Raw genomic sequence first — 892 nt, 5'->3', positions numbered from 1 at the left:
ACCGACTGAGCTATCCGGGCAACGAGGTGTATTAAACGGTTTTTCTCTTTTAACGTCAACATTAAATTGCAAAAAAAATATCGTTTGTTGTTTTTCTATACTCAGTGAGGTCTTTTTGCTCATTATTCACCATGAAACGTCTGTATATGGTGATTCTGATGAGGTTTGAACACTCTACCTAGCTTGAATAAGTATAAAAAAAGCACACTAGAAAGCGTGCTTTTTACTATCAAATAATAGAATTACTGCTTAACAGTGAACTTGTTCACCCAGGTTTCTAATTCATTAGAAAGAGAGGCGAGTGTTTGTGTGCTGTCATGACTTTCTGTAACAACGCTACTGAGCTGTGTGCCACTTTCTTCGATCATGTTGATTCTCATCGATATATCGTCCCCAACCTGTGTCTGTTCTGCGGCCGCTGTGGCAATTTGATGGCTCATTGCAGAAATAGACTCAAGTGCCACTACAATTTGCTGTAAGGCTTCTGAGGCATTTTGAGACTCGGTGACGGTACTTTGACTGGTCTCAGCACAGACTTCCATAGTATCAATGGCCTTACGAGAGCCTTCTTGTAGGTTATGAATCATCTGTTGGATTTCTTTGGTACTGTCCTGGGTTCGACCTGCGAGGTTGCGAACTTCATCTGCTACCACCGCAAAACCGCGACCTTGTTCACCTGCACGCGCTGCTTCTATCGCTGCATTTAGCGCGAGCAAGTTAGTTTGCTCGGCAATACCGCCGATAACATCCAGCACTTTTACAATGTTGTTTACATCATTATCTAGGTCAGCCACCGCTTGACTGGCGGTACCTAATTGGGTCGCCAGTCCTTCGATATTATGCACGGTATTGTGGATCAACTGCTGAGTAAGATCGGAAGAGGGGTTCAGCA

Annotated in this window: 1 protein-coding gene; it reads right to left on the bottom strand. The window is 43.7% G+C overall.

Features of this window, described 5'->3' with window-relative positions; translation table 11 throughout:
• Window positions 1-242: 242 nt before the first annotated feature.
• Window positions 243-892: methyl-accepting chemotaxis protein (locus ACP45E_RS17025; protein WP_241824333.1), on the bottom strand; the 650-nt coding region annotated here is incomplete at its 5' end.

Origin of the sequence: Vibrio genomosp. F10 str. 9ZD137 (genome assembly GCF_049974785.1) — a bacterium.
Taxonomy (GTDB): domain Bacteria; phylum Pseudomonadota; class Gammaproteobacteria; order Enterobacterales; family Vibrionaceae; genus Vibrio.
The sequence above is the reverse complement of the archived record's forward strand: the minus strand, read 5'-3'. Positions and strand labels throughout refer to the sequence as shown.